Annotated in this window: 20 protein-coding genes and 1 pseudogene; 15 read left to right on the forward strand and 6 right to left on the reverse strand. The window is 59.6% G+C overall.

The window, feature by feature from the left end; all coding sequences use genetic code 11:
- Positions 1-50: 50 nt before the first annotated feature.
- The gene (locus tag AAIL67_RS19060) at positions 51-5,954 is read left to right on the forward strand and encodes a PilC/PilY family type IV pilus protein (RefSeq protein ID WP_343484571.1); all 5,904 of its coding nucleotides are present in this window, start codon (positions 51-53) and stop codon (positions 5,952-5,954) included.
- 254 nt (positions 5,955-6,208) lie between these two features.
- The gene (locus tag AAIL67_RS19065; protein ID WP_063664254.1) at positions 6,209-6,706 is read left to right on the forward strand and encodes a hypothetical protein; all 498 of its coding nucleotides are present in this window, start codon (positions 6,209-6,211) and stop codon (positions 6,704-6,706) included.
- Positions 6,707-6,950: 244 nt separating this feature from the next.
- On the opposite strand, the gene AAIL67_RS19070 is transcribed toward AAIL67_RS19065, so the two are convergent.
- Positions 6,951-8,315: an OprD family outer membrane porin gene (locus AAIL67_RS19070; protein WP_343484572.1), complete on the reverse strand. Its 1,365-nt coding sequence runs from the start codon at positions 8,313-8,315 to the stop codon at positions 6,951-6,953.
- Positions 8,316-8,433: 118 nt separating this feature from the next.
- Here AAIL67_RS19070 and AAIL67_RS19075 point away from each other — a divergent pair, with 118 nt between their 5' ends.
- Together AAIL67_RS19075 and AAIL67_RS19080 are read left to right on the forward strand one after the other, a co-directional pair.
- Complete coding sequence (locus tag AAIL67_RS19075) at positions 8,434-9,603, forward strand: heparan-alpha-glucosaminide N-acetyltransferase domain-containing protein (RefSeq protein WP_343484573.1); 1,170 nt, start codon at positions 8,434-8,436, stop codon at positions 9,601-9,603.
- 67 nt (positions 9,604-9,670) lie between these two features.
- Entirely contained in the window at positions 9,671-10,108 is a 438-nt protein-coding gene (locus tag AAIL67_RS19080; RefSeq protein WP_343484574.1) for a transcriptional repressor, read from the forward strand.
- A gap of 204 nt (positions 10,109-10,312) precedes the next feature.
- Here AAIL67_RS19080 and AAIL67_RS19085 read toward each other — a convergent pair whose 3' ends face one another.
- The gene (locus AAIL67_RS19085) at positions 10,313-11,392 is read right to left on the reverse strand and encodes an SDR family oxidoreductase (RefSeq protein ID WP_343484576.1); all 1,080 of its coding nucleotides are present in this window, start codon (positions 11,390-11,392) and stop codon (positions 10,313-10,315) included.
- 73 nt (positions 11,393-11,465) lie between these two features.
- Here AAIL67_RS19085 and AAIL67_RS19090 point away from each other — a divergent pair, with 73 nt between their 5' ends.
- From AAIL67_RS19090 to AAIL67_RS19110, 5 genes are all read left to right on the forward strand, one after another.
- Entirely contained in the window at positions 11,466-11,855 is a 390-nt protein-coding gene (locus tag AAIL67_RS19090; RefSeq protein WP_343484577.1) for a MerR family transcriptional regulator, read from the forward strand.
- Positions 11,856-12,246: 391 nt separating this feature from the next.
- A complete protein-coding gene (locus tag AAIL67_RS19095) occupies positions 12,247-12,651 on the forward strand; it encodes a group III truncated hemoglobin (RefSeq protein WP_003073223.1) in 405 nt (134 codons plus the stop codon).
- A complete protein-coding gene (locus AAIL67_RS19100) occupies positions 12,644-13,909 on the forward strand; it encodes an NnrS family protein (RefSeq protein ID WP_343484578.1) in 1,266 nt (421 codons plus the stop codon). The genes AAIL67_RS19095 and AAIL67_RS19100 overlap by 8 nt, the downstream gene beginning before the upstream one ends.
- A gap of 13 nt (positions 13,910-13,922) precedes the next feature.
- A complete protein-coding gene (locus tag AAIL67_RS19105; RefSeq protein ID WP_003066673.1) occupies positions 13,923-14,384 on the forward strand; it encodes an Rrf2 family transcriptional regulator in 462 nt (153 codons plus the stop codon).
- Positions 14,381-14,821, forward strand: a complete 441-nt coding sequence (locus AAIL67_RS19110; protein WP_034379846.1) for a membrane protein — start codon at positions 14,381-14,383, stop codon at positions 14,819-14,821. Before AAIL67_RS19105 ends, AAIL67_RS19110 begins: the two co-directional genes overlap by 4 nt.
- Before the next feature lie 81 nt (positions 14,822-14,902).
- Here the strand turns inward: AAIL67_RS19110 and AAIL67_RS19115 are convergent, their stop codons facing one another.
- From AAIL67_RS19115 to AAIL67_RS19130, 4 genes and pseudogenes are all read right to left on the reverse strand, one after another.
- On the reverse strand, positions 14,903-15,628 hold the full coding sequence (locus tag AAIL67_RS19115; RefSeq protein ID WP_343484579.1) for an FAD-dependent oxidoreductase: 726 nt from the start codon (positions 15,626-15,628) through the stop codon (positions 14,903-14,905).
- 275 nt (positions 15,629-15,903) lie between these two features.
- A pseudogene (locus tag AAIL67_RS19120) lies at positions 15,904-16,830 on the reverse strand (IS5 family transposase).
- Positions 16,831-16,895: 65 nt separating this feature from the next.
- Positions 16,896-18,059 (reverse strand): GGDEF domain-containing protein, encoded by a 1,164-nt coding sequence (locus AAIL67_RS19125; protein ID WP_343484580.1) that lies wholly within the window; start codon positions 18,057-18,059, stop codon positions 16,896-16,898.
- 341 nt (positions 18,060-18,400) lie between these two features.
- Positions 18,401-18,676, reverse strand: a complete 276-nt coding sequence (locus tag AAIL67_RS19130) for an oxidative damage protection protein (RefSeq protein ID WP_003053502.1) — start codon at positions 18,674-18,676, stop codon at positions 18,401-18,403.
- 144 nt (positions 18,677-18,820) lie between these two features.
- On the opposite strand from AAIL67_RS19130, the gene AAIL67_RS19135 reads away from it, so the two are divergent.
- The 6 genes from AAIL67_RS19135 (at position 18,821) to ssuC (ending at position 24,967) form a co-directional block, all read left to right on the forward strand.
- Positions 18,821-19,852, forward strand: a complete 1,032-nt coding sequence (locus AAIL67_RS19135) for a sulfate ABC transporter substrate-binding protein (RefSeq protein ID WP_343484581.1) — start codon at positions 18,821-18,823, stop codon at positions 19,850-19,852.
- A 68-nt stretch (positions 19,853-19,920) separates the two neighbouring features.
- A complete protein-coding gene (ssuE, locus tag AAIL67_RS19140) occupies positions 19,921-20,517 on the forward strand; it encodes an NADPH-dependent FMN reductase (protein WP_343484582.1) in 597 nt (198 codons plus the stop codon).
- Positions 20,518-20,738: 221 nt separating this feature from the next.
- Positions 20,739-21,761: a sulfonate ABC transporter substrate-binding protein gene (locus AAIL67_RS19145; protein WP_343484583.1), complete on the forward strand. Its 1,023-nt coding sequence runs from the start codon at positions 20,739-20,741 to the stop codon at positions 21,759-21,761.
- Between the two features lie 20 nt (positions 21,762-21,781).
- On the forward strand, positions 21,782-22,864 hold the full coding sequence (locus tag AAIL67_RS19150) for a sulfonate ABC transporter substrate-binding protein (RefSeq protein WP_343484584.1): 1,083 nt from the start codon (positions 21,782-21,784) through the stop codon (positions 22,862-22,864).
- Positions 22,865-22,887: 23 nt separating this feature from the next.
- Positions 22,888-24,111 (forward strand): FMNH2-dependent alkanesulfonate monooxygenase, encoded by a 1,224-nt coding sequence (gene ssuD, locus AAIL67_RS19155; RefSeq protein ID WP_343484585.1) that lies wholly within the window; start codon positions 22,888-22,890, stop codon positions 24,109-24,111.
- Positions 24,112-24,121: 10 nt separating this feature from the next.
- A complete protein-coding gene (ssuC, locus tag AAIL67_RS19160; protein WP_034406305.1) occupies positions 24,122-24,967 on the forward strand; it encodes an aliphatic sulfonate ABC transporter permease SsuC in 846 nt (281 codons plus the stop codon).
- Positions 24,968-24,970: the final 3 nt, after the last annotated feature.

Raw genomic sequence — 24,970 nt, forward strand, 5'->3', positions numbered from 1 at the left:
CAGGCAGACAGACACTCGGGCTACCCGAGATTGGAAAAGGGAGGTTCGAGATGCACCAGAAACTGACGTACAGGCTGCGGCCATTCGTAGCGGCATCGCTGGCAGGGTTCATCGGTTTGGGCATGCTGGTCTTCGCTGGCCGCATGGCCGTGGCCGAAGCTCCGGCCCAGGATGTCGTGCAGATATCGGATACGCCGCTGGGCATCATGGCCGATCAGAACAAGCCCAACGTGATGCTGCTTCTGGACACCTCTGACTCCATGAAGTGGACTCACATGCCCGACGACTGGGAGCAGGACAGCACCACCTACTTTCCCGTCGGCTACAAAAGCGCGCTATGCAATACGCTGTACTACAACCCGCAAACTACTTATGTGCTGCCCAAGAGGCCTGATGGCCGGGACATGGATGCGCCTGTGTTTGAGAACGCCTGGAAGGACGGCTACGACCAGTCGCTGGGCACGGTAGACCTTTCCAGAAATTTTCAGGCCTACGACAACGACACCCGCCGCAGGGCGCTATATGAAGATCCCGTCCAGCCAGCCTATTTCTTTGAATGGCGTAATTTATACTCTGCAGGCTATAGACCGGAGCCTCACTTTGAGGAGCCGTCCGAAAAAATCGGTGTTTGCAACAAGATCAGCAGCAGTTCGAGCTATAACTCAGCGCGCGTGGACGACGGCACACTGCGCGTCGACATTTCCAGCCCCAACATCTATGGAGGCGGCGGCCCAGACGGATATTGGACACGCCGAGCCATACCAGCCGCCCAGAGGCAAAATTTCGCCAACTGGTATAGCTATTACCGCACGCGCATCAATATGGCCAAGTCGTCGGTCAGCCTGGCTTTTTCCACACTGAACGACAATTTTCGCATCGGCTTTCTGACCGTGGCTAATCCCGGTGCCGGGCCTCACAGCAAGTTTCTACCGGTTGCTGACTTCAACACAGAGGGCAAGCGGCAGTGGCTCGAGGCCACACAGACGGTCAAGACCGGCGGCACCTCGCCTGCCCGCGAGGCGCTGGCTCGCGTGGGCCGCTACTATGCAGGCCAAAGCGACAGCATCAATGCCAGCATGACGCCCTTCGTCGACCCCGTGGTGTCGGCCTGCCAGCGCCATTACGCGATTGTCACCACTGATGGGTACTGGAACATCGGGCAAGAGAGCGCAGGGCCTGTGAAGCTTGATGGCCAAACCCTGGTAGGCCAGCAGGACGGCCCGCCAGCATCGCTGACTGATGCCGATGGACTGCGCCCGCGGCCCATTTTCGATGGCTCGGTCGGCGGTACCAAAGACGTACACGATGCCAGCGTCAGCTATAAGCTGGCACAGTGCGAACTGGGCTGGAAGGTGACGACGCCAGGGGGCGGCACCAAGACCGAGACCACCTACAAAAAGATCGTCAAGAAGGACGTTCTCCATAAGCAGTGGAGCACCGCCACTCTTCGATGGGCGAAGAGAAGCACGAATACGCTGCGAGAGCGCTTCCGAAAAATCAGCGACTTAGAGGAGGAGCTGCTATGGCCCAAGCGCGTCCGCTCCTACTGGAATTCGCAAAGGAAAGACACGGTCACCCGCAAGCTCTACCGACAATTGATTACCTGGGACTATGTCACCAAGGAGCAATACCGCTACAAGGCTACCACCACCTGGAGTACGCAAACACAGACGCCATGGGCTTCGGCCCTGGCCATTCAGACCCGGCAAAAGCGCTATTTTTACTGGTACAAGAACCCTGTGGTCGAACAGGACCTCAAGACCACCGACAAAACGGTGTGCGATCCATTTCCAGGCGGCTGCAAGCCGGAGGGCAACGACAAGGTGTGGGAAGTGGTGCGGTCCTGCTCTGCCGGTATGGACGGATTCTTCAAGGTCGAGTGCGAGACCGAGCCCATACAAGTCAGCGCAAAGGAATATTGCGGCAGAAATGGCCAGTATGTGGAGGGACTGGGGCTCATCCAATGTGACGGTACCTGGGTCGAACCTTATTCCGGGCCTGTTGCCTCTTGCGGGACCATTCACCCGGACCTGCGGGACAAAATCATTGCTGCATCGCAAGGCCATGCTGGCAATCCTCTTTCAATGGTGCAGTTCTCCAACTGCGACACCACGCACAAGGAAGAAAAATACGTCACCGCCGACGAATGCAAATCGGTGCCGTCCAGCAAGGACAACGGATTCAGGACGACCAGTTGCGTGAAAGTGTCGGCCGGATCGGCCACGGACAATAGCTGCCAAATTACGACCACCCCCGTGCTGGATGCATCGAGCAACAACCTGTATTCAGAATGCACAAAGTCTTCTGGCCAGGAGTGGGCCGCATCCTGTACCCCGGGTCCCATTGCTGACACATCGGAGCGCATGAATACCCAGTGCGGCAGCCGTGGGGACCCTGTTTCGGTCGCGACTGTTCCTCCGAGCTCTTGCAAACCCGGGCCCAATGCGGACGGATATTTCCATGAATGCACACCCTTGCCGAGCACTTGGAGCGGTCCGGTTGCGCCGGGCTACTACTCCTGCCGGACAGCTGTTACGGAAGGCCTGAGCTGCGAGACAAAAACCAGTGAATGGCAGCCTGCGCAGACCTGTTCGGCTGAGGCTCCCTCGGCAAGCAATGGCTGGATCGGCCGCGAGTGCAAAAACAAAGGCGAAGTCACAGACCCGCCATCGTGCAAGCCAGCGCCAGGCATGGAGGGCATTGCAACCCCGGCGGGCGGCCCCAAGGAACCAGGCACCTGCACGCCACAGGCTGCCACGGCAGAAAATGGCTGTATTGTCAGCTGGTGCACTGTTGATGTCACCGATCCGGTTGACGTTGCAACGAATCAGTGCACTGCCAGCGCGGCTTCGGCGACCAATAACTGGACGCAGACCATATGCACCAGTGAGTCCGAGCCAGGCAAATCCGTGCCTTCCTGCTCGGAATCATCGATAGGCTTCAAGCAAGTTACCGACTGTACAAACCATTCCAGTGCCACAGACATGGCCTACGGCACCTGCGAATCCTCGCTGCCTGGGCTGGATGGGGGCGGGAATCCAACGCAAGCCAATGGCTGGACCACCAGCAGTTGTCTCAAGGTCGATGAAGGGGCAGGCGGCGGACTGAGCTACTTGCAGTCCGAAGCGGACTTTGCGGCTTGCGAGGCCAGCAAGGGCACGGCTGGCAATGGTGTCGAAATCCAATGTATCAAGGATGGCCCCCACACCGTCGCAGTGCTCCAGGGTGAAGGCTGTGTCCCAGGCTACAACGCGAGCACGAAAAAGGTGACGGACTGCGCAGGCGTGGGCCAACCCACAAGCGAAATCGTGGTCGACAAACCCGCCAATTGCCCTGCGGGGACCTGCGAGAAAGTTTTTGGCAGGAAGAAGACCTACCAGGGCCAGTATTGGTCCGACAAGAAGATAATGACCGGCACGGTCGAGACGGGGACACTGTCGACGGGTAGGCGAATTGACTTCAGCGGTGACCTGGAGTCCCCTGCAAGATGCTATGCACCTGAGGAATGGGTTGCACTGGAGCCGCTTGAGCAACCCCCGAACGGGCGGCCGCAGCCAGGAACGCCCCCATGGACACAGCTTCCCGCGACCCACACGAGCTGTGGCAAGCTGCCCTGCGAAGAATTGAACATGCAAGATGCCAAAGGGGGAAGCACCAACTCGCTGGCCGACGTGGCCCAGTACTACTATGCGACCGACCTTCGCCCTGACAGCGACAATGTGGTGAAGCCCGCAGGTAACGGAGCGGAGGATGACAAGGCGACATGGCAGCACATGAGCACCTATGTCATTGGCATGGGCGTTTCGGGGACGCTCAAGTACGACAAGAATTACAAGAATGGTGCGGGCGATTTCGCCGACCTGCGCACGGGCAAAAAAACCTGGCCGATCTGGCCCACTGAGGGCACGTCGAACTACGAGCAACGGCAATCCATCGATGATTTCTGGCATACCGCCGTGAATGGCCGGGGCCTGTACTTCAGTGCCAATGATCCCAAAGCCATCGAGGCCGGCCTGAGCGAGGTGTTTACAGACATCCGCGCCGCCATGGGATCTGGCGCCGGCGTGGCGGTGTCCTCTGCACTGGTCGATGCCGACGGCCACTACGCCTACGGCGCCACTTACAAGACCGGCCGATGGTCTGGCGATCTGCTGGCCTACAAGATCGATCCGCAATCGGGCCAGCGCACACAGATTGATGGTTGGTCGGCACGCGCCAGGCTCGATGCCCGTGATCAGGCCGGCGACCCCCGTACCATTTATTTCATGGACGGCAGGACGCGAAAATCTTTCACATGGAGCGAACTGGGCAGCCTGCAAAGCCACTTCAGTGGCACCAATGCCGCGAGCCGCCTGGCGCAGTACGACCAGATGTCGCAAGCGCAACAGCAGGAGGCTCTGGGCCAGAATCTGGTGAACTTCATCCGTGGCGACCAGAGCAAGGAGGGCTTCACCAAGGACCACAACAGCAAGCTGTACCGTACGCGCGAGAGCAGGCTGGGGGACATCATCGGGTCCCAGCCGCTGTATGTGGGAGAGCCACTGCGCAAGTACCGGGATGCAGGCCATAGCGCCTTCAGGCTGGCCCAGCGCGGCCGCACGCCGATGGTGTATGTGGGCGGCAACGATGGCATGCTGCATGCCTTCTATGCCGAGGTGGACCCGAGTGCCTCCGGCATCGAAGGCCGCAAGCAGGTGCAGACCGCTGCACGCGAGGCCTGGGCCTTTGTGCCTACGACCGTGATGCCGGAGCTGCCCAGGCTGGCCAGCACCAGTTATGAGGGCGGTCACCGCTACTTCGTGGACGGCTCTGCGGTGATGGCCGACATCCAGGCCGGCGGCACCTGGAAAACCATCCTGGTGGGCGGATTCAACAAGGGCGGCAAGGGCTACTATGCGCTGGATATCACCCACCCGCAGGACCCTAAGCCACTGTGGGAGGTCAACAGCACGACCATCTCCACCATGGGTCACAGCTTTGGGCGGCCACTGGTGTCCAAGTTGCCTGATGGCCGCTGGGCAGTGTTCCTGACCTCGGGCTACAACAACATCGACAACAGAGGGTATCTCTATGTGCTTGATGCCAACGACGGCAGCATCATCCACACGATTGCCACGGCAGGCAGCGGCCTGAGGGAGATCAACAACTACGTGCGCAACCCAGCCATCGACAACACTACCCAGCTGCTGTACGGCGGCGATCTGGAAGGCAATATCTGGCGCTTCGAGTTCAAAAAGGACGGCTCAGCCATGAGCGCGAAGAAGGTGGTTCAACTCGTGGACGAGCGCAGCAATCCCCAGCCCATCACCACGCGCATTGAACTGGTACCCACTTCTGCCGCTACCGAGAGGCCGCGCATCCTGGTGGGCACCGGCAGGCTGTATGGTTCATCCGATCTTGCAGACAAGGGTACGCAAAGCGTCTATGGCTTCGATGACAACATGGATAGCACTTCGGGGGAGTCGCTGCGCAGCCGGCTCAAGCAGATGCTGCTGGAGCCCAGCGCCGGAGTGGGCGGCCAGCGCACGCGTACGATAAGGTGCTTGGGCAGTTCGACTGACTGCAAGGATGATGCCAAGGGCTGGTACGTAGATTTGCCCGACTCAGGCGAACGCGTAAATATTGACATGCGCCTGGCCAACACAACCCTGGTCATCGCCAGCAACGTGCCTTCACCCGATGTGTGCCTGGCGGGCGGCTATGGCTGGATCAATTACCTGAACTTCAACACTGGTCAGGCCGTGATCCAAGGGCCGGATGGCAAGGGCGATGTATCGATCATTGTGGATGGCTCAACGATCTCGGGACATGCCACCACTACCACCGGCGATGGCAAGGCAACCGATCACATATCGACGACGGGCAACAGGGACAGGCCTTTGGATATTGACATTCCCTATGCTTCACCCAAGCCGCTGGGTAGACGCATTAGCTGGCGTGAACTGGTGAAATAAGCATGAGGGGGCCTCTGCAAAACTTCGTTTTCTGGAAATTCAAGCCAATCCAATCCAATCTACTCAATGGGTTGTGATGGATTGGTGCATGAAAGCCGGGGGGCAGGCCCTTCTCAGGGGGGCTAACACCGCCGATCCACGAAATGCGCAAGTACAAGGATACGGACATAGAGTGGCTGACGGACTGGGTAAGCCGACCGCAGAATGGGGGCGACTGGACTGAAGGGTTACCCGAAGACGATATGAGAGGCGCAATGAAGCTCAGTTTGATGGCACTTTCAATGGTGGCTGCGTTGCTCCTTGCAACCCGAGGCTGCGCTGGCCTCAATAGCTACTGGTACGAAGGCTATCTGCCTCAGGCGATCGAGACTGAAGAACTACTGTTTGTTGAGGACAGCGGCGGCTTGAGAGAAGGTTGCGGAGCAGCTATCTACAAAATGAATGGGCTTTCGCTGGAACGCATTCGCACGAATGGGCTCGATGCCTTAAGAGATGCCAAGCAGGCCAGGCGGCATAAAGCGCGTGAATACAGTGACTGGAAGGAAACCCCCTACATTGAGCCGAAGGACGAAATAGTTCGAAACGGCTGGCTGACCGGTATGAACGAGGGGTGCTCGGATATTCCCTCCGAAATGCAGCGCGGCATCGATGAGGCGTTGAGAGAACCAGGCTCCTTCTATGCAACTGGGCATGAGTCTGGCTTGATCGTCATTCCCAAGCGTGGGTGGATCATCTTCTCTCATTTCGGATGAAGATCGCTTGCGCGCCCTTCGGTTGCATGTACTTCCTCATCGCCATCCGATATCCGATGCCTGCGCCGAGCGTCAGTTTCGCATGCCTCCAGCGACGGCCTGTGGCCGGGACCTCTATTTCACTCATGCTCTCGAAAGCGGTCGGCCGTGAACTTTCCCCATCGACCGCTTCATGCCAGGTATCGGAAGAAAAAGAGGCGGCAATGAATCACTGATTGCTGCCCATCAGGCAGTTCGTTCAGGTTTACAGGACCTTGAATGGAAGCTCCGCTTGTAGTCGAAGCTGATTCATATTGGCTTCACCTTGCGCTTTATTCGTTCGATGCACTCCGTAGCGCAACTGCAAACTCAGATTCTTCACCGCCCCATGTTGCACCGTGTATCGAACCTGAATGTCTCGCTCCCAGTGTTTGCCGTTGGCCGCCGAATAGCCGAGGTGGCTGGCATACACTGCGTTGAGACGGCTGTTGTCGATACCGGAGCCTCTGGTGTAGGCCACGCCAGCGCTCAATCCAGGGGTTGCAATGGAGCTCAGGTCCACGTCGTACCTGAGTTGCCAGGAGGCTTCGCGCGGACCGTTGAAGTCGGACAGCTGCATCGCGTTTTCCAGCCAGATGGAGCCGCGATTCACATAGTCAAACGGGTTGTTCCCGCGGACCTTCTGGTAGCCGAGTCCGAATTTGTGAGCTCCTATGGCGTAGCTGTTCATCAAGCTCCAGGTGGTGGTGTCGATGACGCCGGACTTTGCCCTGCCGGTATCGGTGCTGCGATAGATATTCAGATTGAACGAGAGTGAACGCTTATCTGGCAGAGGAAGTTTGTAGAAACTTCCCAGATAAGCGGTGTTCCAGTTGTCCGCGTATTGCCCGTAGTAGCTGCTGAGCGTCAGGTGGGTGATGGGAGTGACCCATGTACCGCCTATAAAGCTGAAGGAGCTGCTGGTCACGCCCGAGTAGTTGGCCAGCAGGTCGGCACCGTTCTTGCGGGCGTTGCGGTCAGCCCAGCCGGTAAAGCGTCCGGCTTGCAGTGTGAGCGCAGGGATGTCTGTGCTGATGACTTGCCAGCCTCGATTGCTTTCAGGCAGCAATCGAGTATCGGACGAACTGAAGAGCGGGGACCTGGTCCGCATCTCGCCCACCTTCAGTTCGGTGGCTGATATTCGGATTTTCAGCGCAGCGCCGGCGCGCCCAAAACGATCGGCAATCTCTTGTCCATTCCTGGTCACGTAGCGAGGTGTTGCGCGTGCATGGTTCGCTTCGGTGCCTAGATTGAGGGCCCCATAGGCATGTGTATCAAGCCCCACTCCAACAAGGCCCCGTGTGTAGCCTGATTCGTAATTGAGCATGAGCCCGTAGGCCGATTCGCGCGCAAGGGTTTGGCCTCTTTGCCCACTTGCGGCGCGAAAGCTGCTGCCATTTTGATAGTCGAGTTGCTCTGAAAGCATGCGGTTGTGCATGATGAGAGAACTGCCCTCGGCAAAGCCTTTGGCTTCGTCCTGTCCAATGGCGAAGGCCTTGCCGCTGGCCAGGAGCAAGGCCGCGACGATTGCAGGGCAGCAGAGGGTGGGGCGGGAGGTCTCGATAGGTTTTTCAGGGAAGACAGCGTGCATGTGCTCCTGCGTTCTTGGACACATGGTTTGCTTGTTGGAAGGGAAGAGCTGAAACCATGTGCGGGTAAACATAGAATTGATATGATAGTGATAATTCAATATCAATAAAGTAAGCAGCTTGTCACCTTCTCCATTTTCGCTAGCGAGTGCTGGCCGTCTGCAATCGATCGATGCGCTGCGTGGTCTCGTCATGCTGTTCATGCTGCTCGACCATGTCCGTGAAACCTTTTACCTGCATCTGCAAGTACCGGACCCGATGGTGGTGGCAGACACTGCGCCCGGCCTGTTCTTTCCGCGCATGCTGGCCCATTTGTGTGCGCCTGTGTTTGTGTTTCTGACAGGCTTGGGGGCATATCTGTATGCCAGCCGCCATGCCGAGGCGGGTCAGGCGAGTGCAGCGTCAGGCTTCCTTTGGCGGCGCGGCCTGTTCTTGGTGCTGCTGGAGGTGACGGTAGTCAACTTCGCCTGGACTTTCCAATTTCCCCCCGCCAAGATCTTCCTGCAAGTGATCTGGGCCATTGGTCTTTCCATGCTGGCCCTGTCGGTGCTGGTGTGGCTGCCACGCAAGGCCTTGCTGCTATTGGGCCTGGTGCTGGTAGCAGGCCATAACCTGTTCGACAGCCTGCATTTCCCGGCGGATCACGTGATGCATATTCCCTGGGCAATCTTGCATGACCGTGGTTGGCTGGATCTGGCGGGCTTGCAACTGCGTACGTCCTATCCCTTGCTGCCCTGGATTGGTGTGATCGCCCTGGGCTACGGCATCGGACCGTGGTTTGGCAAAGCCTGTGACCCGGCACGGCGCAGACACCATCTGCTCGTTGCAGGCATTAGCTGCCTGCTGAGCTTTGCGCTGTTGCGCACGCTGAACCTGTATGGCGATGCACCTTGGCTGGCCGGTGCGGATACGCTGCGCACGGTCATGTCCTGGTTCAACGTCACCAAGTATCCGCCCTCACTGCTGTTCCTGCTGTTGACGCTCGGCATCGGATTGCTGCTGCTGGGAGCGTTCGAGAAAGCCACAGGCCGCCGCTGGCTGCTGCTTCTGGCCACGCTGGGGGCCGCGCCTATGTTTTTTTATGTGCTGCATCTGTACGTGCTCAAGTTCATGTACTTGAGCGCAATGGCGGTCTGGGGGGCCAACCAGGGACAACTGTTCGGGCTGAGCAGTTTGCTTTGGCTATGGGTGATCTCGGCGCTGCTGGCCGTGACCTTGTATCCCGTCGTTCGCTGGTTTGCTGCATTCAAGCAGCGTCGACGCGACATCACTTGGCTCAAGTACCTGTAGGGGCCGCTCAAGGGGCGAGCCAGGGCACAATATCGCATCCCCGCTTCCATGACATAGCCTCGCCACAATGACCCCCTCCAAGCAACGATCCACGAAGCAGCGCGCGGCTATTGAGCAGGCCATGACGAAGGCCGACAGGCCGCTTGCGCCACAGGAGGTGCTGGAGTTGGCGCAGGCAACGCTACCTGGGCTGGGGATTGCGACCGTGTACCGAGCGCTCAAAGCGATGGCTGAAGAGGGTTTTCTTCATGAAGTCCACTTGCCTGAGCGCACGCCCATGTACGAGGTAGCTCACCACGGCCACCACCACCATTTTCAGTGCACAGTCTGTCAGCGGGTTTTCGATGTACATGCCTGTCCCGGCAACCTGGCGGGCTTGGCGCCACCTGGTTTTCTGGTAGATAGCCATGAAATTACGCTGTATGGCCGCTGTCGTGAGTGCGCGTCCAATTTGTCGGGGGGGATGACCTCTCCTGCCGGTAGCCGTCTTGTCGGTCAGCCTTGAATACCGATTCCATCCCAGACCGGCCATGCGATCTGTTGTCATGTCCGACATCATCTGGATGACTGCTTCTGCGTGTGCCGAAATGGTGCAGCAGACCCTTGCGGGCGTATGCAAGCGCACATCTGCGACGAGCCCGAGACCGCGCCCTACTGCTCCGTACGACCACCTTGGATCTTGATGTTGTTTGCTGCCCCAAGGAATATGTCAGGCAGTCCTGTCCTTGGTCATGCAATATGAGTTGACGAACATTGCAGTGTGCTGCAAAGCCTGACCTATATCCGGTTTGGCTATTCCATGCCTATTGGCAAATTGCTCGACCGCCGCCGTATCAAAGCGAGTGGTCTGGATAAAGTCCAAGGCTTCGGCGTCTGTATTCAAGAACCGCGCGACGGGCGGAATACTCAGCAGCAACTTCAGCAATCGCAGTGAGATGTGATACCTGGGAGGCTTCAAGCCCATGGGTTGTGCCACCTGTCCCAAGAGCTCCCGCAAGTTGGGGCTTTGGTCATCAAGCGCCAGCAGTTCCTTGCCCACCATGGCAGGATCGAAAGCACAAGCCGCCACCAACTCAACCAGGTAATCCACGGTGACCAGTGGCAGCCAATGCTTGGCAGTGCCGGGCACTGCAGCCAGCTTTCCCTGCGCAAGATTGCGTATCAGTGCCACCAGCGGCTGACCGTCAAGGATATGTCCGGTACGGCTATGGCCGCAGACCGTCGCGGGGTGAACTACGGTAGCTTCCCCACCCTTGGTGGACATGACCTGCAGGGTCGCAAAGTGCGCTTCCAGCTTGCTCGCCTCGTAAGCACCGACGTGTCGGTAGACGGCAGGCCAATCGGTCAGCTCTGGATGACGAGGATCAATTCCGATGCGAAGCAGATGTTCATGATTCTTCAGCATATAGCCGCCGATCATCACCAAGCGGCTATTTAGCTCAGTCGCCAACAGCGCCACGCGCTTTGCCCCTTCTACATTGACCGCACGAGAATGCTCCAATGAAAGCCCCCAAGCGAAGTGGGCACCCAGGTGGAATACGACTCGGGCCTGCCTTAGCACTGCTTGGTCGGCGGGACTCAGCCCGAGGTTGTCCCGCTCAAGGTCGCCTGCAACGGCAAATATCCGGGTGGCAATTCCTCCCAGATTGTCGACTTGCTCTCGCAGTGCAGCCAGCCGTTCTGGGCGGCGCATCAACACCCGGACGGTGTGACCTTTGGCACTCAGGTTTGCCAGCAAATGTTGACCGATGAAGCCGGTCCCTCCCGTGACAAAGCACTCCACGTTCATTCTCCTGCTCCTTGGTAAGGTGAGAAATCAAATGTAAAGTGTCGACCTAACTCTATAGTCAAGCGGTATTTTGATGAGAATCGGCGAACTTGAAACCCGCAGCGGCGCCAGCCGCCATACTTTGCGTTACTACGAGCAAATCGGTCTGATCTCGCCGACGCGGCGAACCAACAGCTATCGCGTCTACACTGCGCAAACCCTGCAGGATCTGACCTTTATCCAGCGCGCGCAAAGCATGGGTTTTTCGCTGGGGGAAATAGGCCAGATCCTGGATGCGCAGCGGAACAAGACGATTGATTGTGCTGACGGCGCCAAACTCATTGAAAAGAAGATGGCGGAGATCAGGCAGAAAATCGCCGACCTCAAAAGCATTTACCGCTATCTGGATGAAGAGCGTGCAAACCTCGAAGCCAGTGCTGCCAGACAACTTGAGCTGCAGCAACTGGCCAAGGCTTCGAGCTGAGCTGTCGGTGCCCAGGAACGGAAGCTGCCGCCGGCTTCCGGTTTCAAGCCCCCGCTCAGGTATTTTCTGGAGCCTAGCGGCCGGACCCTGTCTGGTTCAGTGCAGGCTTGCGCGTCCTCTCTACGAGATTTGAATGGAGCCCTGCTGCGCGGTTTGTTTCTGGGGGCGCACACCTCGTGCCTAACCCCGTCTGTAGATGGGCAGTCTGTTCCTCGTTTCAAGCACCTGGATCGCCTTGACAGACAGGTCCGTCAAAAGTTACTGATCAGCGCTTGCATTGACAGGAAGTCCCTGTAAAGCAACAACACCATGCACCTAGAGACATGTCTAGCTATAAGATACATAATTAATGAATCTTATGTGCGGTAACGACAGCGAAAGGAATTGTGCAATGAGGATTCATGAGCTTTGCACTGAAGAGGAGGTCGTCAGCTTGGTGCACTCCTTCTATGCGCGAATACGCCAGGACGAGGTGCTCGGCCCCATCTTCGATGCACGTATAGCGGACTGGGATCATCATCTGACCAAGCTGGTGGATTTCTGGTCGGCCATTTTGCGACGCACAGCACGCTTTTCAGGGGCCCCTATGCCCAAGCATGCTGCGCTACCGGGTCTAAGCCTAGAGCTGTTTGAGCGCTGGTTGGGCCTGTTCGAGATCACGCTGGCCGAGCAACCCAACCGCGCCATGGCTGATCAAGCGTGGCAGGCGGCGCGCCGTATTGCACAGAGCCTGTGGTCGGGCTACCAGATGAGCCGTGATCCCAAGGCACTACCGGCGGTGGTGAGCCATGTCTGAGCTGCTGCAGATCGAGGAGCCGATGGAGTTTGTGCCCCAACCCAAGGCTCCTGCACCCCAGTGGAAAGCCTTACTGGAGCTTGGCTTCAGGCCCTTGTACATGGCCGGTTGTCTGTGGGCTGCGGTGTCGGTCGCGTTGTGGGTGTTCGTGCCACAGTGGCTTGCGGGGCGTTTGGGCGGCGTGCAGTGGCATGCGCACGAAATGTTGTGGGCCTTTGTGGCGACGATTGCCGTGGGCTTTCTGCTCACGGCGGCTAGTAACTGGACTGGAAGCAACCCTATTCAAGGACGGGCGCTGGGCGGGCTGTGCGTACTGTGGCTGCTGGCGCGCGTGGGTTTCCTGGTGGTGGGTGATACAGCTTTTGCTTTTGCCGTAGTGTGCGAACTGCTGTTTTTCGCCGCCGCTGCCGTAGTGCTGGGCCGGGTGATCTATGCAGCACGCAGCCGACGCAACTACGGCCTGCCGCTGCTGGTGTCAGGTCTGGGCGTGGCCGATGCACTCTTTCTGCGCTCGGTATGGCAAGGCAGCGACTACGCAACGCTGATGCATTACCTTTATACAGGGCTGCTGTGCATGGCTGTGATTGCACTACTGGTTGCGCGGCGCGTTATTCCATTCTTCGCAATGCGGGCGGTGACGGATCTGCAGATTCCCATGCATACGGCCAGCGGGCAGTGGCAACTCTGGGCTGGCGTGCTTGGCATTGTCTGCCTGTTGCTGGGATGGGTGTCGGGTATGGTGACCGCATTGGCTGTCACGGGACTAGTCACCCTATGGCAGGTGTTGGCCTGGAAACCCTGGGCTGTGCGTCAGGTGCCGTTGCTGTGGATTCTGTATCTGGGTCATGCGGCCTTGGGCACGGGCCTGCTGGTGGCAGCGTTCCAGGCGAGCGGCTGGGTATTGCGCTTGGCCTGGCCGGTCCATGTGATCGGTGTGGCCGGCTTTGCGGTGCTGATAATCGGCATGGTGACACGTACGGCTTTGGGCCATCTGGGGCGACCATTGCGCGCCGATGGGAGCATCGTGGTGATGTATGTGCTGGTGCTTGCCGCCGCTTTGCTGCGCCTGCTGGCACTTCTGCCTGCGGGGCTCCCTCAAGCCGCGCTGCATGCCTCGGCGCTTGCATGGGTGCTGGCCTTTGCTTTGTACCTATGGCGATTTGCGCCCTTGCTGATTCGGCCGCGCCTGCCACCAGCTGGACTCTCAGCGGCTCAACCATCAGGATATGTCGCCAGCAAGTCCAGAAAATCTGTTTGAACGAGATCACTCAATGCGTCTAACCCTGATGACCGACTATGCGCTGCGGCTGCTCATGCATGTGGCCCAGCGGCCAGAGCGCCTATGCACGATTTCCGAGGTGGCGCAGGCTTATAGCATTTCCGAGGCAAATCTGATGAAAGTGACGCATCAGCTGGCCCTGCAGGGTTGGATAGAGACGGTACGTGGCAAGGGAGGCGGCATGCGCCTCGCCCGTGAACCTAAGCAGATCCATATCGGTACAGTGATACGTGGACTAGAGTCCGACTTCACGCTGGTGGAATGCTTTGGCAACGACAACCGGTGCACGCTGACCGGCGACTGTCGCCTCGCTGGTATGTTGCAAGGAGCTTTGCACAGCTTCATGGCGCATCTAGATGGCTTCACTCTTGCGGACCTGATACCGCCAACGTCTGTCAGCGCAGTGCCGTTGATTCCTGCCATACGACTGTCAAGAGAGAAGGCCCAGACATGAGCTATGGCCTGCTGATCACACTACACCTGCTGGCCGCCGTGGCGTTTGCAGGCACAGTGTTCTTCGAAGTCGTGCTGCTGGCCAACGTGCACAGCCGAGTGCCGAAGCAGCACATGCTCCCCGTGGAGCAGGCGCTGGGGACACGCGCCACCGCCGTCATGCCCTGGGTGTTGCTAGTGCTGTATTTTGCGGGAGCGGGCTTGGCCTGGCAGCACCGCTCGGTACTGGCGCACCCATTGGCCAGCAGTACAGGCATGCTGATGGTGCTCAAGATTGCGCTTGCGCTTAGCGTGCTTGCGCACTTCGCCAGCGCCATGTGGTGGCGCCGCCAAGGACAACTTAATGGGCGACGCTCGCACCGATTGCATCTGAGCGTGTTCTGCCATGTGCTGGTCATTGTCTTGCTGGCCAAGGCCATGTTCTATCTGCACTGGTAAGAGTCTGGCCAGGTATGCCAAGCGGCTGCATCCAAATGCGTCATGGCAGACTTTCCCCTTGATCAGGGTGAGTCTGCCAAATCAATATCCAAAGAACTCCTCACTACGAACATCGTCCTCATCAATGCCGGCTGATAACAGCAACTGCTGCATTGCCGCCACCATGGAAGGTGGGCCAGCAACATAAAAGATCGGATTAGCCAAGCCCTCAATGGCCTGTTGGAGCCACTCTCTATCGATCGTTTGTGTATCACCACTCCAATCCACGGCAGAGTGCGCCATATCCGTCATGGTGGCCTTGAGCCGGAATTTTGGATTCTTCTTTTCGAGAGCTTGAAGCTCAGAGAGAAATGCCGAATCTTCTGGACGACGATTGGAATACAGCAGAAGCAAATCCTGCTGTGACTGCTGCACTGCAGCGTTTCGAAGCATGCTGATGAACGGCGTCACGCCAATCCCACCGGCGATGAGCACACCCGCTCGCGCCGTGTTTTTATGCAAGGTCAGCGAACCAAATGGTCCATCGATATCCAACTCTGAACCTACGGGTAGAGCTCCCAAAGCGCGTTTGTAAACGCTGTCCCTCATCCGCGTGGCAAACACCAATTCACTCTCGTGTGGCGCGCTGACAATGGAGAATGCGTGACATCGCTCCTCTTTGCTTTCCCCTGGGAGCGCGCCCGGCAGCTGGATTTCAAACGCCTGCCCAGGGCGGAAATCAAACCCCGCCGGTTTGGCGAGATGGAATGCCATCGTACCCTGTGCAACCTCTTCGCACTCGAGGATTTTGCTGTGCTCTATGCCCATGATTCACTCCTTCGCAATCAATGGATCTACACATTGGATGCGTCCAATGGAGCAAATATTCCCGCCAATCGATACCCACCGTGAGAAACGGGTCGAATTGGGTGTTCTCATTGAACCGACCACCTCAGCCTGTTATGGCAGCGTTCGGCCAGAAGCAGTCCCGTTCAGCACGAGGCCGCGAACGGGAAGTCTAGGCTGGCTGTAGCCGTTTAACTCAAAGAGGCGTTGTTGCATAAATCCAGTTTGAGGCGAGTGACCCCATACCCCGGCCGTGGCTATGCCACGGCTGCCGTCTGAGGACGGCCCAGTTCAGTAAATCGATTCAATATGGCTGCTCGGATGTGCAGCTCGTTGACTTGGCGTTCAAAGGTGCAAGACATCACTCGCTCACCCAGTCTTTTGATGCAGTTCATCTTCGTTTCCACCAGACTTCGCCGGTGGTAGCCAATCCAGCGTTTCCAGATACTGCGTCCCAAGCGCCTGCACACAGCAATAGCTGCATTGCGGTGTTCAAAAACTGTTCCCCTGCGCACTCGTGCATTCTTGCGTGGAGGAGTGATGGGTATAGCCCCGCGCCTGATGATCGCTTCGTAGGCGGGCTGTGTATCGTAAGCACCATCACCAGTAAGACCTTTAAGTGCTTCATCTGGTGGCAATTGTTCCAACAAATCGCAGAGCACTGAGGCATCGCTGACGTTGTTGCTCGTCACACAGATTGCCCGAATCTGCAAGGTGTCGGCATCGATGCCTATGTGCAACTTACGCCACTGACGGCGATATTCGGCACCGTGCTTTTTGCACTTCCATTCGCCTTCACCCAGAAACTTGATTCCTGTTGAGTCAACCAGAAGGTGCAAGCCTGCTTTGCTGCGAGAGTACGGAATCTGGACATTCAAATCTCGCTGTCGCCTGCACAGGGTGCTGAAGTCGGGCACTGGCCATGCAAGGCCGCACAGTTGAAGCACCGACTCCACCAAACCAGTGGTTTGCCTCAGCGCCAAGCCAAACAAGTTTTTAAGGGTCAAGCAAAACTGGATGGCAGCATCAGAGAACTTCGGACTACGTCCGCGTTTGCCGCTGCCAGCGGCAAACCAGGCCATGTGCTTGTCCAATCAAACTGACAGTGAACCACGTGCCTTGAGTGCCGCGTTGTACTGTTTCCAGTTCGTGGTTTGGTAGCGAGGTTTGTTGGCTGGGATCATGCAGCAAGCCTACGGCTGGCGGCATAGCTATTTATGCAACAACGCCCTGTCGAGGCTAGGGTGCATCATTGCGACCGCCCTGGCGGAAGCGGGGCGAGTTCCATCCGGTCCCGTCCCTTGCGCTTCGATGCGTAGAGGGCTTCGTCGGCCCGCTTGAGCCAATGTGACAGCTCGGTCTCGGGCTGATCGAACAAGATTGCACCGATGCTCAGGGACACTGGCTCCGGCGTTGCGAACATGGCGCGCGCCTGCTGCGCGAACGACTCGCGCAGGTTCTGTCCCAGCTCCTGTGCGACGGCACCGGAGACACTGCGCAGCAGAATCACGAACTCGTCCCCGCCCAGTCGCGCGGCCTGTGCGCCGTGGGGCAGCAAGCCTCGGATGAGGTCGCTCAGGGTCACCAGCAGGCGGTCGCCGGCATCGTGACCGTGCAGGTCGTTGACCTGCTTGAAGTGGTCAATGTCGATTAGCAGCAGGGCGCCTGGGCTGGCTGGCGAGGCCTGTCGCAGCAGCTCGGGTGCGCGCAGATAGAGCGCTCGGCGGTTGTCCAGGGCGGTCAGCGGATCGCGGGCGGCGATCTGTGCGATGCGCTCTTCGCGGCGATGGCGCTCGGTGCCGGTCATGGACATCGCGAGCAGCATGATCGCCATTACGCTTTCTACCAGCGAGACCAGAATCACCGCGCCTCGGAAACTGGCCAGGTTGACGAAAGCGTCCGGTGTCACGGCCGAACCGGCCTTGGCCAGGTAGAACAGGCCGTGTGCCAGCAGGACGAAGCGCAGCTGCGCCGCACCCACACTCAGCGCCGCGCCATGCGGGCGCAGCAGCAGGCCGGCGCGCAAGGTGATGACGGCAATCATCAGCGACTGGATGCCCAGCATCGTCTTGGACCACCAGGGCCCGTCGGGCAGAAACAGCATCGCCAGCCAAACGACGGCCAGCAGCCACCAGGTGCGCGGCAGCCTAGTGCGTGTGAATCCGGCAACGCCAACCAGGAACAGCCAATGGGCTGAGATCAGCAAGCCGTTCGGGAACCAGATGCCGAACAACACATGGCCACTGGAACGCAGCAGGGCCAGCACGCTGCCCACGGAGATGATCGCAAACCCCGCGCTCCAGAGCAGCAGCGAGCGTTCGCGGACGCTGCTCCATTCCGCAGCCAGGTACAGCGCCGAGGCTGCGGCCATGGCCGCGGAGAGGACGAGCAGGGTGAAGGGATCGAGAACCATGGACGATGGATGTGTCAGCGGGGGAGCCGATCAACTGCTCGGGGGCGACGGTCGGGGCCGTGGCATTGATTGAAATGGAACGGGCCGCACGCGAGGCGAATTGTCGCAGGATGCGGATTTTCAAGTATCTCTTGTGGGCTGGGTCACCGGGAGGAATTAACGGATGGAGCCGGGCATAAGGAGAGGATGTCCGACGCAGCTCCCGCCGCGATCGGCAGGCCGTCCTCGGTGACCCGGGCACACGCGGAGCGGCCGTGCGACATCGCCGCTACGGCTGCGAATTCACACATGAAAAAGCCCCGGGGCAGGGCCACGGGGCTTGGTGTCCGAGTCAGAAGAACTTACTCGGCGCTGGGAGGCACATAGCCGGCTGCAGCATCGGCTCCGCCGCCAAAGAAATGGTTTTCCATCTGACGAGCCAGATACTGGCGGGCGCGGGCATCGGCTAGGTTCAGACGGTTTTCATTGATCAGCATGGTCTGGTGCTTGAGCCAGTCGGCCCAGGCCTGCTTGCTCACGCTTTCATAGATACGCTTGCCCAGCTCGCCAGGGGCAGGAGGGAAATCCAGGCCTTCAGCGTCTTGACCAAGCTTGATGCAGTGAACGGTACGTGCCATGTGTAGGGTCCTCTTGGTTGATTTCAGATGTTTAGGTAATAACAAACTGAAATCTTAGTAGTTTGAGTTTTAAGAATGCGGCTCAAGAATGCACAGCAACGGGGGCAGAAGCCCGTTAACCATTCACTCCAAGAACACAGTCCAATGAAAAATCGTCGCAACTTTATCAAGTTTCCTCTGGCTGCCGGTCTGATTGCCGGCTTGACCCTCTCGGCTCTGCCCACATTGCCTGCTTTTGCACAAACCGGCGTGCAACTGCTCAACGTTTCTTACGACCCCACACGCGAGCTGTATGTGAACTACAACCAGGCGTTTGCCAAGCACTGGAAGGCTGCGCAGAACCAGGATGTGACCATCAAGCAGTCGCATGGCGGCTCGGGCAAGCAGGCGCGTTCCATCATCGACGGCATTGAGGCCGATGTGGCCACGCTGGCCCTTGCAGGCGATATCGACGCTCTGGTCAAGAACGGCAATGTCAAGGCCGACTGGCAAAAGCGCCTGCCGCACAACAGCGCGCCCTACAGCTCCACCATCGTGTTCCTGGTCAAGAAGGGCAATCCCAAGGGCATCAAGGACTGGGACGATCTGGTCAAGCCCGGTATTCAGGTGATCACGCCCAACCCCAAGACCTCGGGTGGTGCACGCTGGAACTATCTGGCAGCCTGGGAATTTGCCAAGCGCAAGTACGGCGGCGATGCACAGGCCAAGGATTTCATCACCAAGCTCTACAAGAACGTGCCCGTTCTGGACACCGGCGCGCGTGGCTCCACCGTGACCTTTGTGCAGCGCGGCCTGGGCGATGTGCTGCTGGCCTGGGAGAACGAGGCCTATCTGGCACTCAAGGAGTTCGGCCCCGAGAAGTTCCAGATCGTCGCGCCTTCGTTGTCCATCCTGGCCGAGCCTTCGGTGGCCGTGGTCGACAAGGTGGTCGATAAAAAGGGCACGCGTGCCGTGGCCGAGGCCTATCTGAAGTATCTGTACTCCGAGGAGGCCCAGCGCATTGCCGGCAAGAACTTCTACCGCCCGACCGATGCCAAGGTGGCAGCCGAGTTTGCCGGCCAGTTCCCCAAGCTGGAGCTGTTCACCATCGACAAGGCCTTTGGCGGCTGGGCAGCAGCAGACAAGGCTCACTTTGCAGACGGCGGCAGCTTCGACCAGATCTATACCAAGAAATAAGTGAAACGCAAGACGGGGGCACGATGAGTGCTCCTGTCTTTGCAATAACAAAAAGATAGAGCCAAGCCATGTCGATTTTGCTGATTGCCGGTAGTCCCTCGCAGCCCTCGCGCTCCAGTGCCCTGCTCAATGCCGTGGCTGCCCGCCTGCAGGCACAGGGCCTGAGCACCGAGCCCGTGCTGCAGCTCAACCAGCTGGACCCCGCAGCCCTGTTGCATGCCCGCTTCGATCACTCCGAGATTCGTGCCGTGACCGATAGAGTGGCCCGTGCCGACGCGGTGGTGGTGGCCACACCCGTTTACAAGGCCGCCTACAGCGGCCTGCTCAAAGTGTTTCTCGATGTGTTGCCGCAGACGGCGCTCAAGGGAAAGCTGGTACTGCCTCTGGCCACTGGCGGCAGCCCTCACCATATGCTGGCGCTGGACTACGCGCTGCGCCCCGTGCTGCAGTCGCTTGGCGCGCGCCACATACTGCCGGGCATCTATGCCACCGACCAGGGGGTGCCACTGCTGCCTGAAGGCGGTTATGGCCTGGCCCCCGAGATCGCCGAGCGCGTCGAGGATGCAGCCCGGTTGCTGGCCACCGATCTGCGCCGCAGTGCCCAATGGGCCGCAGCCAATGACTTTGAAAGCATCGCGTTCTCCGACGTGCGATGTAGCGTTTGAACTAGCGCCCCCTGAGCCGCTACGCGGCTTCCCCCCGAGGGGACGGCCGCATCGCTGCGGGGCGCCCCTTGCTTGCTGCCTCACTGATGGGGCGGTGCCCATTTCTCCATGTCTCTGTTTTTGATAGCAGTTCCCGCACTGCGAAGGCTGAGTTGCGCCTGAAATCAGGCCGAAGGTGCGCCTGAAGTGTGTGGACTGCAAGCTCCAAGGATTGATTTCTCATGACCGATCGCAACAACACTTCCGTCGTCATTTCGTCGCAATTGCTGAACACCACACGCCGTCAGTGGCTGGCGGGTACGGCAGCCTCGGCGCTGGCCCTGGCCTCGGGCGCACTGCATGCGCAGCAGGGCAATGGCACGGCAGGCGGGCAGCGCGTGCTGCGCGTGGGCCATCAAAAAGGCTGGCTGTCGATTCTCAAGAATCGCGGCACGCTGGAAAAGCGCCTGAGCCCGCTGGGCGTGGCCGTGCGCTGGGTTGAATTCAATGCCGGACCTGTGCAACTGGAAGCGCTCAATGTCGGCTCGATCGACTTTGGCGATGTGGGCGAGGCACCGCCCATCTTTGCCCAGGCCGCCGGTGCGCCCCTGGTCTATGCGGGTGCCACGGTGGCGCGCCCCGGCCTGGAAGCGGTGATCGTGCCCAAGGGCTCGGCGATCCGCAGCGTGGCCGACCTCAAGGGCAAGCGCATTGCCTACAACAAGGGCTCCAACGTTCATTACTTCCTGGTCAAGCTGCTGGAAAAGCATGGCCTCAAGTACGGCGATGTGCAGTCGGTCTTTCTGGCCCCTCCCGATGCGCGGGCCGCGTTCGAGAAGGGCTCGGTCGATGCCTGGGTGATCTGGGACCCGTTCCTGGCCTCGGCCCAGAAGGCTCTGGATGCACGCCTGCTGGCCGATGGCAGGGGCGTGGTCAACAACCGTGCCTACTACTTCACCTCGCGTGACTATGCGAGCCGCAATGCCGATGTGCTGCGCATCGCGATCGAGGAAATTGCCGCCATCGATGCCTGGGCCAGCAAGAACAAGAGCGCAGCAGCGGCCGAGCTGTCTCAGATACTGGGCCTGGACACCGCGGTGACCGAGCTGTACCTGAGCCGTGCCGAGTTCGGCACCAAGGCCGTGAATGCCGAAATCCTGGATGAGCAGCAAAAGATTGCAGACACCTTCTTCGATCTCAAGCTGATCCCCAAGAAGCTCAATTTGCTGCATGCCGCGCCTGTGGACTTGCTGGCCAGCCGCTGATTCATGAAAAGGTCATTGCCATGAGTTCAGCATCCTCTTCACCCCGTTTCCATCGCGGCCGTCGCCAGGCACTGCAACTGCTGGGCACCACGGCTTTCAGCTGGACCCTTGCCGCGTATTACGCCAACGATGCACTGGCCCAGCCTGGGCCGGTTATTGCGGCTCCGGCCCAGTTGCGCATCGGCTATCAGAAGTCGGCCGTCAATCTGGTCGTGCTCAAGCAGCATGGCATTCTGGAAAAGCGCTTTCCAGGCACCAAGATCAGCTGGCTGGAGTTTCCAGCCGGGCCGCAGTTGCTGGAGGCGCTGTCGGCCGGAAGCCTGGACTTTGGCCTGACCGGCGATTCGCCGCCCGTGTTTGCCCAGGCCGCGGGCAAGGAGCTGCGCTATGTAGGGGCCGAGCCGCCCAAGCCTGAAAGCTCGGCCATTCTGGTGCTTGCCGATTCGCCGCTGAAAACCCTGGCCGACCTCAAAGGCAGGCGCGTGGCGCTGCAAAAAGGCTCAAGCGCCCATTACCTGCTGGTGCGTGCGCTGGACAAGGCCGGTATTGCCTGGGCTGACATTCAGCCCGTGTATCTGGCACCGGCCGATGCGCGTGCCGCTTTCGAGCGCGGCAGCGTCGATGCCTGGGCCATCTGGGACCCGTTCTATGCGGCCACCGAGCTGAGCATCCGGCCGCGCGTGCTGACCAGCGGTGAAGGGCTGTCGGGCAACAACTCTTTCTACCTGGCCTCGCGCGGCCTGGTTGAGCACCATCCCCAGCTCATCAAGGCCTTGTTCGACGAGCTCATGCGCGCCGATCAGCTGGTGCAGACCTCGCGCAAAGAGGCCGTGCAACTGCTGGCCGCTTTCAGCGGGCTGGATGCGAATGTGGTCAGCCGCTTCATCGGCCGCAGGCCCAGCTCGCCGACCACGCTGCTCAATCCCGCCATCGTGGTCGAGCAGCAGCGCGTGGCCGATACCTTTTTTCGTCTGGGCGTGATTCCACGCCAGGTGAAGGTGGCCGACATCGTCTGGCAGCCCACGGCGGCTGAATACGCCGGCCATGGCCAGGCGAGCCCCGCCGCTTCATCCATCACGCCCGCCGTGGCGTCCAGGTTCTAAGTCAGGTTCAAGGAGATTTCGTCATGCAAGTGTTCTGGTTCATTCCCACCCATGGTGATGCCCGCTACCTGGGTAGCAGCGAAGGCGCACGCCAGCTGAGCCATGACTATGTCAAGCAGGTGGCCGTGGCGGCCGACAGCCTGGGCTACGAAGGCGTGCTGATTCCCACGGGCCGCTCCTGCGAAGATCCCTGGGTAGTGGCGTCCAGCCTGTTGCCCGTCACCAAGCGCCTCAAGTTCCTGGTGGCCGTGCGTCCCGGCCTGCATCAGCCCAGCCTGGCTGCTCGCATGGCAGCCAGCTTCGACCGGCTTTCCGGCGGGCGGCTGCTGATCAATCTGGTCACCGGCGGCGATCAGGCCGAGCTGGAGGGCGATGGCGTGTTTCTCGATCATGCGACGCGCTATGAACAATCGGCCGAGTTCATCGAGATCTGGCGCGAGATTCTGGCACGCAGCCATGAGGGAAAGTCGCTGGATTTCGAAGGTCGGCATCTGCAGGTCAAGGGTGCCAAGCTGCTGTTCCCGCCGCTGCAAAAACCCTATCCACCCGTGTATTTCGGCGGCTCTTCGCCTGCCGCCCACGAGCTGGCGGCAGAGCAGGTCGATGCCTATCTGACCTGGGGCGAGCCACCGGCCGAAGTCGCCAAAAAGATTGCCGATGTGCGCGAGAAGGCCGGGCGCCGTGGCCGCCAGGTCAAGTTCGGCATCCGTCTGCATGTGATCGTGCGCGAGACCGATGAGGAGGCATGGGTCGACGCCGAGCGATTGATCAGCCGCCTCAAGGACGAGACCGTGGTGCAGGCCCAGGCTGCGTTTGCACGCATGGATTCCGAAGGCCAGCGCCGCATGGCCCAGCTGCATGCGGGCGGCACCAAGCGCAGCCGTAAGGACCTGGAGATCAGCCCCAATCTGTGGGCCGGTGTGGGTCTGGTGCGTGGCGGTGCGGGCACGGCCCTGGTGGGCAGCGCCCAGGCTGTGGCCGACCGCATCAAGGAATATGCCGATCTGGGCATAGACACCTTTGTGCTCTCGGGCTACCCGCATCTCGAGGAAGCCTATCGCTTTGCCGAGCTGGTCTTCCCGTTGCTGCCCGTCAACGTGCAGGAAAAGCTCGGCGGTGGCAACCCCGGCGGCCCGTTCGGCGAGACCGTGGCCAATCTGTACTCGCCGCGAGCCGCCGCTTCGGGAGCTGCTGCTTCGGGAGCCGCCGCCCCAGAGCGCGAGCAGGTCCGAGTGTCGCAAAGCTGAAGGAGAGTGTATGAGTGATGTTCAAACGCTGACCTTGCAATCCGCTGCCCAGCCTGCAAGCCCGCCGGTGCCGCGCCTTGAGTTGCTGGCGCGTCAGTTCGCTTTGCGCCTGCTGCCCTGGCTGTTGCCGGTCGCGCTGATCGCTGCCTGGCAGGCCGCATCGGCCTATGGCTGGCTGTCCACACGGGTGCTGCCCGCACCGCTGGATGTGTTGCGTGCAGCCTGGGCTCTGGCAGAGTCGGGCGAGTTATGGACCCATGTCAAGGTCAGTGCCGGGCGTGCGCTGGCGGGGCTGGCCATTGGCGGCAGCCTGGGCTTGCTGCTGGGGCTGCTCACAGGCTCGCTGCGCTGGGCCGAGACGCTGCTCGATTCCACGATCCAGATGGTGCGCAACATCCCTGCGCTGGCGCTGATTCCGCTTGTCATTCTGTGGTTCGGCATCGACGAATCGGCCAAGCTGTTTCTGATCAGCGTCTCGGTGTTCTTTCCCATCTATCTGAACACCTTTCACGGCATTCGCAACGTGGACCCTGGTCTGATCGAGATGGGCCGCAGCTACGGCCTCACGCGCTGGCAGCTGTATCGCGACATCGTCTTGCCGGGAGCGCTGTCTTCCATCCTCGTGGGCTTGCGTTTTTCGCTGGGGCTGATGTGGGTGATTCTGATCGTGGCCGAGACCATCTCGGCCCAGGCGGGCATCGGCTACCTGACCATGAATGCGCGTGAATTTCTGCAGACCGATGTGGTGCTTGTGGGCATCTTGCTCTACGCAATTCTGGGCAAGCTGGCCGATGTGTTTGCTCGTTCGCTGGAGCGCTGGTGGCTGCGCTGGCATCCGAGCTATGGAGCCCCCTGAGCC

It is taken from the genome of Comamonas sp. A7-5, assembly GCF_039581385.1.
Lineage (GTDB): Bacteria > Pseudomonadota > Gammaproteobacteria > Burkholderiales > Burkholderiaceae_C > Comamonas > Comamonas thiooxydans.

Bases quoted from the DNA above. Each gene is read 5' to 3' on its own strand.
- AAIL67_RS19065 (WP_063664254.1), top strand. From the start codon at position 6,209: ATGAAGCTCAGTTTGATGGCACTTTCAATGGTGGCTGCGTTGCTCCTT.
- ssuD (WP_343484585.1), top strand. From the start codon at position 22,888: ATGCAAGTGTTCTGGTTCATTCCCACCCATGGTGATGCCCGCTACCTG.
- AAIL67_RS19125 (WP_343484580.1), bottom strand. From the start codon at position 18,059: ATGGTTCTCGATCCCTTCACCCTGCTCGTCCTCTCCGCGGCCATGGCC.
- AAIL67_RS19150 (WP_343484584.1), top strand. From the start codon at position 21,782: ATGAGTTCAGCATCCTCTTCACCCCGTTTCCATCGCGGCCGTCGCCAG.
- AAIL67_RS19100 (WP_343484578.1), top strand. From the start codon at position 12,644: ATGTCTGAGCTGCTGCAGATCGAGGAGCCGATGGAGTTTGTGCCCCAA.
- AAIL67_RS19135 (WP_343484581.1), top strand. From the start codon at position 18,821: ATGAAAAATCGTCGCAACTTTATCAAGTTTCCTCTGGCTGCCGGTCTG.
- AAIL67_RS19060 (WP_343484571.1), top strand. From the start codon at position 51: ATGCACCAGAAACTGACGTACAGGCTGCGGCCATTCGTAGCGGCATCG.
- AAIL67_RS19080 (WP_343484574.1), top strand. From the start codon at position 9,671: ATGACCCCCTCCAAGCAACGATCCACGAAGCAGCGCGCGGCTATTGAG.
- AAIL67_RS19130 (WP_003053502.1), bottom strand. From the start codon at position 18,676: ATGGCACGTACCGTTCACTGCATCAAGCTTGGTCAAGACGCTGAAGGC.
- AAIL67_RS19070 (WP_343484572.1), bottom strand. From the start codon at position 8,315: ATGCACGCTGTCTTCCCTGAAAAACCTATCGAGACCTCCCGCCCCACC.
- AAIL67_RS19145 (WP_343484583.1), top strand. From the start codon at position 20,739: ATGACCGATCGCAACAACACTTCCGTCGTCATTTCGTCGCAATTGCTG.
- AAIL67_RS19090 (WP_343484577.1), top strand. From the start codon at position 11,466: ATGAGAATCGGCGAACTTGAAACCCGCAGCGGCGCCAGCCGCCATACT.
- AAIL67_RS19105 (WP_003066673.1), top strand. From the start codon at position 13,923: ATGCGTCTAACCCTGATGACCGACTATGCGCTGCGGCTGCTCATGCAT.
- ssuE (WP_343484582.1), top strand. From the start codon at position 19,921: ATGTCGATTTTGCTGATTGCCGGTAGTCCCTCGCAGCCCTCGCGCTCC.
- ssuC (WP_034406305.1), top strand. From the start codon at position 24,122: ATGAGTGATGTTCAAACGCTGACCTTGCAATCCGCTGCCCAGCCTGCA.
- AAIL67_RS19110 (WP_034379846.1), top strand. From the start codon at position 14,381: ATGAGCTATGGCCTGCTGATCACACTACACCTGCTGGCCGCCGTGGCG.
- AAIL67_RS19095 (WP_003073223.1), top strand. From the start codon at position 12,247: ATGAGGATTCATGAGCTTTGCACTGAAGAGGAGGTCGTCAGCTTGGTG.
- AAIL67_RS19085 (WP_343484576.1), bottom strand. From the start codon at position 11,392: ATGAACGTGGAGTGCTTTGTCACGGGAGGGACCGGCTTCATCGGTCAA.
- AAIL67_RS19115 (WP_343484579.1), bottom strand. From the start codon at position 15,628: ATGGGCATAGAGCACAGCAAAATCCTCGAGTGCGAAGAGGTTGCACAG.